Here is a 9,240-nt window from a genome sequence, read left to right as displayed (position 1 = left end):
GTCGTCGCGCGGGACACGGTGGACCAGGACTTCGCGGCGCACCGGCAGCGGTTCCTCGCGGAGCAGGGCTACGCGTACCGCATCGTCGACGCCGAGGACCTGGAGCAGGCGACGGAGGAGCCGGCCTGATCCGGTGACCCCGCGCGGGTGATCCGCGCGACGACACGGCCCGCGCGGGTGATCCGCGCGACGACACGGCCCGCCCGGGAACCCCCGGGCGGGCCGTCTCGTTGCGAGGGGTGCACGCCCTGAGAAAGGATCGTCGGGTGCCGTCGTCGTCCCGTGGCTGGTCAGCCGCCGTCCCGCTCCTGTCCGCGCTGGTCGCCGCCCCGCTGCTGGTCGGGGCCGCCCCGGCGGTCGCCGCCGCGCCGGCCGCCCCGCCGCTGCCCGCCGCCGACCCGCTCGCGCTGACCGGCGAGATCACCGACCAGGTCGGGGCGCTGTCCGGCGACGAGGCGACCGTGCAGGCGGCGCTCGACCAGCTGGCCGAGGAGACGCAGTACCAGCTCTACGTCGTGTACGTGAGCGACTTCGGCGGCACCGACCGGATCGACTGGGTGGACGAGACCGCGAGCCTGACCGGGCTCGGCGCGAACGACCTCGTGCTCGCCGTCGCCACCGACCAGCGCTCGTACGTGCTCGCGCCGCTGGAGGTGCCCGGCCTGTCGTCGGGCGACCTGGACCGGGTGGACGCCGCCGTCGAGGACCAGCTGCGCGCCGACGACTGGTCGGGCGCCGCCGTCGCGGCGGCCGACGGGGTCCGCGAGGCCGCGACCGGCGGGGGCGGGGGCGGCTCCGCGCTCGGCTGGCTGTTCGTCGGCGGCCTGGTCGTGATCGCCGCGATCACCGCGGCGGCGTGGGCGTCGTCCCGCCGGCGCGCGTCCCGGCAGAAGGTCGCGGCCGGCGCCCCGGGGCGGTTCCCCGGCGGCCCGCAGGTCCCCGGCGGGCCGGCCGGCGAGCTCGCCGCGCTGCCCACGGCCGAGCTCGACCGCCGCTCGGCGTCCGCGCTGGTCGGCATCGACGACGCGCTGCGTGCCTCGGAGCAGGAGCTCGGCTTCGCCCAGGCGCAGTTCGGCCCGGACGCCACCCGCGAGTTCGAGCAGGTGCTCGCCCGCGCCAAGGCCGACGTGACCGAGGCGTTCCGGCTGCGGCAGACCCTCGACGACGACGTGCCGGACACCGAGCCGCAGGTCCGCGAGACCGCGACCCGCATCCTGCACATGGTCGGTGCCGCGTCGGCGGCGCTGGACGACCAGAAGGAGTCCTTCGACCGGCTGCGCGACGTCGAGTCCCGCGCCGACGAGGCCCTGGACGCGCACGAGCGCACCGCGACGGAGCTGCGCGCCCGGGTCGAGGCGGCCCGCACCACCCTCGGCACGCTCGCCGCGCGGTACCCCGCGGACGCGCTCGCCTCGGTGCAGGGCAACCCGGACCAGGCGCTCGCGCTGCTGACCGAGGTCGGCACCGCGATCGAGCAGGGCCGCGCGGCGGTCGCCGGCGGGGACCGCGGGGTCGCCGTCCGGTACGCCCGCGCCGCCGAGGAGGCCCTCGGCCAGGTCGGCCAGCTGCTGGACGCGGTGGACCGCGCGGGGACCGAGCTCGCCACCATCGGCTCGCGCCTGGACGCGGCCGTCGCCTCCATCTCCTCCGACGTCGAGGACGCCCAGCGGCTCGCCCCGCGGCACCCCGAGGTGTCCGCCCGGGCCGAGGACGCCCGCGCCGCGATCGCCACCGGGAAGGCCGCGCGGGCGGGTGACGGCGACCCGCTCGCCGCGCTGCGCACCCTCACCGACGCCGAGGCGGCCATCGACCGGGCGCTGGCCCCGATGCGCGAGGCGCAGGACCGCGCCGGCCGCGCCCGGCAGCTGCTCGACCAGACCCTCGGCCGGGTGGACTCCGCGCTGCGCGGCACCACCGACTACATCGAGACCCGGCGCGGCGCCGTCGGACCCGAGGCGCGCACCCGGCTCGCGGAGGCCGGCCGGATGTTCCGCGCGGCCGTCGACCAGCGGGACACCGACCCCGAGGCCGCGCTGGGCCAGGCGCAGCAGGCCGACCGCCTGGTGCGCGAGGCCCAGCAGCTCGCCCAGCGCGACGTCGACTGGTACGACCAGCAGCGGCGCGGCGGCCCCGGCGGCCGCAGCGGTGGCGGGCTGGGCGACATCGGCGGCATGGTGCTCGGCGGCATCCTCATCGACTCGATCCTCCGCGGCGGTGGCGGCGGCTGGGGCGGCGGCGGCGCGCACGGCGGCGGCTGGGGCGGCGGTGGCGGCGGCTTCGGCGGCGGCGGGCGCGGCGGCGGCTTCGGCGGGGGCGGCGGCTTCGGCGGCGGCGGCCGCGGGGGCGGGTTCTAGGACATGTTCGGCAGACGCAAGACACGAGAGAGGCACGAGGCGATGACCGAGAAGCAGAGCATCTTCGGGCGGATCACCCAGCTCGCGCGGGCGAACATCAACGCGCTGATCGACCAGGCCGAGGACCCGCAGAAGATGCTGGACCAGCTGGTGCGCGACTACACCAACTCGATCGCGGAGGCCGAGAAGGCCATCGCGCAGACGATCGGCAACCTCCGCCTCGCCGAGCAGGACTACAACGAGGACGTCGCCGCGGCCCGCGAGTGGGGCAGCAAGGCGCTGGCCGCGTCCGCGCGCGCGGACCAGTACCGCCAGGCCGGCGACACCGCCAACGCCGACAAGTTCGACAACCTCGCGAAGGTCGCGCTCGGCAAGCAGATCGCCTCCGAGGGCGAGGTCCGCGACGCGGAGCCGCTGATCGCCTCGCAGCGCGAGACGGTCGACAAGCTCAAGGCCGGCCTGGCGCAGATGAAGGACAAGCTCGGCCAGCTCAAGCAGCGCCGCGACACCCTGGTCGCCCGGCAGAAGTCGGCCCAGGCGCAGCAGACCGTGCAGACCGCGATCTCGTCGATCAACGTGCTCGACCCGACCAGCGAGCTCGCCCGGTTCGAGGAGAAGGTCCGCCGCGAGGAGGCCCTCGCGATGGGCCAGGCGGAGATCGCCGCGTCGTCGCTCGACTCGCAGTTCGCCGAGCTCGAGGCCGACGGCGCCCAGATCGAGATCGAGGCCCGGCTCGCCGCGCTCAAGGGCGGCGGCCAGCCGCAGCAGCTCGGCAGCACCCCGGTGACGCCGCAGATCGAGGCCTGAGCCGCCTCGGCCCGCACGCACGACGGCCCGGCACCCCGCGCGAGGGGTGCCGGGCCGTCCGTCGTCGGGGTCGCGGCCGGTCAGGCCGCGGTGCGCTCCACGGCGCGCACGGCCACCAGGCCGGCGAACGCCCGCGCGATCCGGGCGCCCTCGGCGCGCACCACGTCGTCGGCCGCCGCGACGGCCTCCGCGATCGCGGCCCGCTCCTCCGGGGCGTCGCCCGCGTCGGCCGACCAGGCGTCCATCAGCTCCGGCGAGGCCTCGGGGTGGAACTGCACGCCCCACGCGGAGTCGCCGACCCGGAACGCCTGGTACGGGTAGGTCCGCGAGGCCGCCAGCCAGGTCGCGTCGCGCGGCAGGTCGACGACCGCGTCCGCGTGCATCGTCGGCATCGGGGTGCTGCGGGTCCCGGCGCGCTCGGCGTCCGCGGCCAGCGCGCCGAGCAGCGGGTCGGCCGCCGCCTCGGGGCGCCAGCGCACGTCCACGACGCCGGCCTCGCGCCCGGGAGGGGCGGCGACGTCGACCCGGCCGCCGGTGGCGACCGCGAGCAGCTGGGCGCCGAGGCAGATGCCGAGCGTCGGCACGCCGGCGCGCGCGGCGTCGGCGAGCAGGGCGCGCGTGGCGGGGATGCCGGGCTCGTGCTCGTCGTGCGCGGACATGTTCCCGCCCAGGACGATCAGGCCGTCGAGGCGGTCGGCCTCGCCCGGCTGCTCGCCCGCGTACGCGCGGACCAGGCGGACGTCCACCCCGTCGAGGTGGTCGGCGAACCGGTCGAGCGGCACCGCGGCGTCGAGCTGGACGACGGTCACGACGGGCGTCAGGGAACCGGTGGGAGAATCGGCTGCACTCACGGGGCGGTACCGTACCGCGATCTCGGCACGACCAGTTCGCTCCCAGGAATCCTCCAGGGTCCGGGCGCACACTGGGACGGTGACCGCAGCAGACCGCACCCCCGAGGCGACGCTCCTCGTCGTGGACGACGAGCCGAACATCCGCGAGCTCCTCGCCACCTCGCTGCGCTTCGCCGGCTTCGAGGTGCACGCGGCCGCCGACGGCGGCGCCGCGCTCCGCCTCGCCAAGCAGGTGCAGCCCGACCTCCTGGTGCTCGACGTCATGCTCCCGGACATGGACGGGTTCACCGTCACCCGGCGGCTGCGCGACAAGGGCCAGCACGTGCCGGTGCTGTTCCTCACCGCGCGCGACGACACCGCGGACAAGATCACCGGCCTGACCGTCGGCGGCGACGACTACGTTACCAAGCCGTTCAGCCTGGAGGAGGTCGTCGCGCGGATCCGGGCCATCCTGCGCCGCACCCAGGCCGAGGTGGCGTCCGCCAGCGTGCTGTCCTACGAGGACCTCGAGCTCGACGAGGACAGCCACGAGGTGCGCCGGGCCGGGCAGGTCGTCGACCTGTCCCCCACCGAGTTCAAGCTGCTGCGCTACCTGCTGCTCAACCCCGGCCGCGTGCTGTCGAAGGCGCAGATCCTCGACCACGTGTGGCAGTACGACTGGGGCGGCGACGCGAACATCGTCGAGTCGTACATCTCGTACCTGCGGCGCAAGGTCGACCAGGTCGAGCGCCCCGACGGCACCCGGGTCGACCCCCTCATCCAGACGAAGCGCGGCGTCGGGTACATGCTGCGCCGGCCGAGCGGGTCGTGACCACGACGTCGGAGGCGTTCGCGGCGCCGGGGGGCCCGGCGACGGAGGACGGGCCCGGGCCCGGCCCGGATCGCGCGCCGCGGCCGCTCGACGGCGTGCTGCGGCCCGCCCGGGACCTCTGGGCGCGCACGCCGCTGCTCGCGCGGCTCGTGGGCATCACGACGGTGCTGCTCGGCATGGGCCTCGCCATCGCGGGGACGGCCACGACGACGCTGCTCTCGCGCTACCTGTTCCAGCAGGTCGACGAGCGCCTGAACAGCTCCGCGGCGACCGTGCGCACGTGGGTGAGCGAGAAGTACGTGCAGACCGGGGACATCAGCAACCTGTCCGGGTACTTCCTCGGGGCGCCCGACTTCGCGCTCGCCGCGCAGGTGTTCGACTCCGAGGGCACGGTCGACCCCTCCGAGGAGGTCCTCGAGAAGTACGGGACGCCGCACCTCCCGGCGGACGTCACGCTCGCGGACCTCCCGGCGCTCACCCAGCACGCGTTCTCCGTCAGCAGCACCGAGCGCGGCTCCGCCTGGCGGGTGATCGTGAAGCCCGTGACCTCGGGCCGCACGACGGTCGGCTACGTCATGTACGCGGAGCCGCTGGCCGAGGTGCAGGCGACCGTCCGCCAGGCCGCGTTCCTGCTGTGGACCAGCGCCCTGTCGATCCTCGTCATCGGCGCCGTCGTCGGCACCTGGGCGGTCCGCCGCTCGCTGCGCGGCCTGCGCGAGATCGAGGGCACCGCCGCGCAGATCGCCGCCGGCGACCTGTCCCAGCGCGTCCCGCCCGCGCCGGAGACCACCGAGGTCGGCCGGCTCGGCGCCGCGCTGAACTCGATGCTCGCCCAGATCGAGACGGCCTTCGACGCGCGCACCCGGTCCGAGGAGCGGATGCGCCGGTTCGTCGCCGACGCCTCGCACGAGCTGCGCACCCCGCTGGCCGCGATCCGCGGCTACGGCGAGCTGTACCGGATGGGCGCGCTGACCGAGAAGGACCAGGTCGACGACACCATGCGGCGCATCGAGCAGTCCGCGACCCGGATGGGCGGGCTGGTCGAGGACCTGCTGGCGCTCGCCCGGCTGGACGCCGACCGGCCGGGCCGGACCGAGCCTGTCGACCTCGCCGTCCTGGCGACCGACGCGGCGCACGACCTGCGCGCGATCGACCCGACCCGCGAGGTGCGGGTGGGCCCGCTGCCCGACGCGCGCGGCGCGGCCGGCCCCGGCGACGCCCCGCCGGCCACCGTCGTCCCCGGTGACGAGGCGCGGCTGCGCCAGGTGGTCGCGAACCTGGTCGGCAACGTCGCCCGGCACACGCCCGCGGGCACCCCCGCCGAGCTCGGCGTGGGCCGGGTCGGCGACCGGGTCGTCCTCGAGGTGCGGGACCACGGCCCCGGCATCGCCCCGGAGCACGCCGCGCGGGTGTTCGAGCGGTTCTACCGGGTCGACGCCAGCCGCACCCGGGACGGCACCGGCGGCGGGGCGGGCCTCGGCATGGCGATCGTCGCGGCGATCGTCGAGGCGCACGACGGCGACGTCACGATCACCCAGACCCCCGGCGGCGGGGCGACGATCCGCGTCGCGCTGCCCGCGGCGCCCGCGGCACCGGGCGACGGGACGCCCGCCGACGACGCCGAGGGCCACCCGGTCGGCTGACGCCGCCTGCGTGGCGGAACCCCGTCCGGATGGGTCTACGATGGCGCGTCCGAGCAGGGTCGTCTGTCGCAGTGAGGCTGTTCCCATGGGCGTCTACGACGCGCCACAGTGGCTGTTGTCCGCGTTCGTCCGCAGCGCGAAGGGGGCGGGGGCGACCGCCCCCGAGGACGCGATCCGGGGGGTCGGCTCCGACCTCGTGGAGCGGTGGACCGGCCCCGGCCGGACGTACCACAACCTCCGGCACCTGACCGACGTGCTGGCCCGGGTGGACGAGCTCGCCGAGGAGACCCACGAGCCGGACCTGGTCCGGCTGGCCGCCTGGTACCACGGCGCCGTGTTCGACGGCCGCCAGGTCGCGGCGTACGCGAACCGCGGCGGCGAGGACGAGGTCGCCTCGGCCCGGCTCGCGCGCGAGCAGCTCACCGACCTCGGCGTGCCCGCCGAGCGGGTCGAGCGCGTGCACCAGATGGTGATCGCCCTGGTGCGGCACGCCGCCGACCCCTCCGACTTCGACTGCGCCGTGCTGTGCGACGCCGACCTGGCGATGCTGGCCGCCGAGCCGCAGCGCTACAAGGCGTACCTGCACGACGTGCGCGAGGAGTACGCCGACATCCCGGTGCAGGACTACCTGCGCGCCCGGGAGCGGATCGTGCGCAAGCTGCTCAAGCGGCCGAGCCTGTTCGTCAGCCCGCTCGGCGCGGCGTGGGAGGAGCCCGCGCGGCAGAACCTCGGCGCCGAGCTGCACAAGCTGGAGAAGGTGCTCGCGGAGCTGGACGCGGCGGACGGCCCCGCGGACGCCGCCGGCGACGCCCCGGCGGCCGGGCCGGGCGCCGCTGCCGACGCGCCCGGCACCCTGCGCCCCGCCGAGCGGCACCCGGTCCGGCCCGGGGCGTGACGGTCCTCGTCGACCCGCCGCTCTGGCCCCGGCACGGCCGGCACTGGTCGCACCTGGTGAGCGACACGTCGCTGGAGGAGCTGCACGCGTTCGCCGAGCGCGCCGGCCTCCCGGGGCGCGCCTTCGACCTGGACCACTACGACGTGCCGGACGAGATGCACGCGCGGCTCGTCGCGCTGGGCGCCGAGCCCGTGTCGGCGGGCGACCTGATCCGCCGCCTCCGCGCGAGCGGCCTCCGCGTCCCGGCCCACGCCCGCCCGGCCCGCCACCCGCACTGACCCCGGGTTCGCCGAGCACGCCCTGCGCGGGTCGCCGCGTCGCCGAGTCTCCCTTTCTCACCTCCGGGCGACCCCGCGCGCACAGGCACGAAGTGAAGACTCGCCGAGATGGCAACTCTCGGCTGCGCGAGGGCGCGCCCCTGCAGCCGAGAGTTGCCATCTCGGCGCGGGCGGGGCGGGATGCGCCGGGGACGCGGAACGGGCCGGCCACCCGAGGGTGACCGGCCCGTTCAGGCGCGGTGCGGGCGCTCAGCGCCCGCGTGCGGCGGGACTCAGAAGTCCATGCCGCCCATGCCGCCGGCGTCCGGGGCGGCCGGGGCGACCTTCTCCGGCTTGTCGGCGACGACCGCCTCGGTGGTGAGGAACAGCGCCGCGATGGACGACGCGTTCTGCAGCGCGGAGCGCGTGACCTTGACCGGGTCGTTGACGCCCGCGGCCAGCAGGTCCTCGTACACGCCGGTCGCGGCGTTGAGGCCCTGGCCGGCGGGGAGGTTGCGCACCTTCTCCGCCACGACGCCGCCCTCGAGGCCCGCGTTCACGGCGATCTGCTTGAGCGGGGCGTCGATCGCGACCTTCACGATGTTCGCGCCGGTCGCCTCGTCGCCGACGAGCTCGAGCTTCTCGAACGCCACGGCACCGGCCTGGATGAGCGCCACGCCACCACCGGCGACGATGCCCTCCTCGACGGCCGCCTTCGCGTTGCGCACGGCGTCCTCGATGCGGTGCTTGCGCTCCTTGAGCTCGACCTCGGTCGCCGCGCCGGCCTTGATGACGGCCACGCCGCCGGCCAGCTTGGCGAGGCGCTCCTGGAGCTTCTCGCGGTCGTAGTCCGAGTCCGAGTTCTCGATCTCGGCACGGATCTGGTTCACGCGGCCCTGGATCTGCGCCGCGTCGCCCGCACCCTCGACGATCGTGGTCTCGTCCTTGGTGATGACGACCTTGCGCGCCTGGCCGAGGACCTCGAGGCCCACGGTGTCGAGCTTGAGGCCGACGGTCTCGGACACGACCTGGCCACCCGTGAGGATCGCCATGTCCTGCAGCATCGCCTTGCGGCGGTCGCCGAAGCCCGGGGCCTTGACGGCGACGGACTTGAAGGTGCCGCGGATCTTGTTGACGACGAGCGTGGCCAGGGCCTCGCCCTCGACGTCCTCGGCGACGATGAACAGCGGCTTGCCGGACTGGATGACCTTCTCCAGCAGCGGCAGCAGGTCCTTGACGTTCGAGATCTTCGACTCGACGAGCAGCACGTAGGCGTCCTCGAGGACGGCCTCCTGGCGCTCCGGGTCGGTCACGAAGTACGCCGACAGGAAGCCCTTGTCGAAGCGCATGCCCTCCGTGAGCTCGAGCTCCAGGCCGAGGGCGTTGGACTCCTCGACCGTGATGACGCCCTCCTTGCCCACCTTGTCGAGGGCCTCGGCGATGAGCTCGCCGATGGCGGTGTCGCCGGCGGAGATGGACGCGGTGGCGGCGATCTCCTCCTTGGTCTCGATCTCCTTCGCCTGCTCCAGCAGGGCGGAGGTCACGGCCTCGACGGCCTGCTCGATGCCGCGCTTGAGGGCGATCGGGTTGGCGCCGGCCGCGACGTTGCGCAGGCCCTCGCG

Annotated in this window: 9 protein-coding genes; 7 read left to right on the top strand and 2 right to left on the bottom strand. The window is 75.6% G+C overall.

Annotation, left to right across the window (positions count from 1 at the left end; translation table 11 throughout):
* The 3 genes from VER05_RS08645 to VER05_RS08635 form a co-directional block, all read left to right on the top strand.
* The coding region (locus VER05_RS08645; RefSeq protein ID WP_324844964.1) for a hypothetical protein at positions 1 to 129 on the top strand (129 nt) is incomplete at its 5' end.
* A 137-nt stretch (positions 130 to 266) separates the two neighbouring features.
* Positions 267 to 2,354, top strand: coding sequence for a TPM domain-containing protein (locus VER05_RS08640; protein WP_324844963.1), 2,088 nt, complete (start codon positions 267 to 269; stop codon positions 2,352 to 2,354).
* A 42-nt stretch (positions 2,355 to 2,396) separates the two neighbouring features.
* Positions 2,397 to 3,161 (top strand): PspA/IM30 family protein, encoded by a 765-nt coding sequence (locus tag VER05_RS08635; RefSeq protein ID WP_324844962.1) that lies wholly within the window; start codon positions 2,397 to 2,399, stop codon positions 3,159 to 3,161.
* Between the two features lie 80 nt (positions 3,162 to 3,241).
* Here the strand turns inward: VER05_RS08635 and VER05_RS08630 are convergent, their stop codons facing one another.
* Complete coding sequence (locus VER05_RS08630; RefSeq protein WP_324844961.1) at positions 3,242 to 3,970, bottom strand: type 1 glutamine amidotransferase; 729 nt, start codon at positions 3,968 to 3,970, stop codon at positions 3,242 to 3,244.
* A 121-nt stretch (positions 3,971 to 4,091) separates the two neighbouring features.
* On the opposite strand from VER05_RS08630, the gene VER05_RS08625 reads away from it, so the two are divergent.
* The 4 genes from VER05_RS08625 to VER05_RS08610 all read left to right on the top strand — a co-directional run bounded on the left by VER05_RS08625 (position 4,092) and on the right by VER05_RS08610 (position 7,639).
* Positions 4,092 to 4,823: a response regulator transcription factor gene (locus tag VER05_RS08625; RefSeq protein ID WP_324844960.1), complete on the top strand. Its 732-nt coding sequence runs from the start codon at positions 4,092 to 4,094 to the stop codon at positions 4,821 to 4,823.
* A complete protein-coding gene (locus tag VER05_RS08620; protein ID WP_324844959.1) occupies positions 4,820 to 6,466 on the top strand; it encodes a HAMP domain-containing sensor histidine kinase in 1,647 nt (548 codons plus the stop codon). Before VER05_RS08625 ends, VER05_RS08620 begins: the two co-directional genes overlap by 4 nt.
* Before the next feature lie 85 nt (positions 6,467 to 6,551).
* Entirely contained in the window at positions 6,552 to 7,361 is an 810-nt protein-coding gene (locus VER05_RS08615; RefSeq protein ID WP_324844958.1) for a hypothetical protein, read from the top strand.
* Positions 7,358 to 7,639, top strand: a complete 282-nt coding sequence (locus VER05_RS08610; RefSeq protein ID WP_324844957.1) for a DUF4031 domain-containing protein — start codon at positions 7,358 to 7,360, stop codon at positions 7,637 to 7,639. Before VER05_RS08615 ends, VER05_RS08610 begins: the two co-directional genes overlap by 4 nt.
* A gap of 272 nt (positions 7,640 to 7,911) precedes the next feature.
* Here VER05_RS08610 and groL read toward each other — a convergent pair.
* Positions 7,912 to 9,240 (bottom strand): chaperonin GroEL (groL, locus tag VER05_RS08605; RefSeq protein ID WP_324844956.1); only part of this gene is annotated, 1,329 nt, incomplete at its 5' end.

This window comes from Cellulomonas sp. (assembly GCF_035634735.1).
Lineage (GTDB): Bacteria > Actinomycetota > Actinomycetes > Actinomycetales > Cellulomonadaceae > Cellulomonas.
Note: the sequence above shows the minus strand (reverse complement) of the source record. Positions and strands in the feature narration are given on the sequence as shown.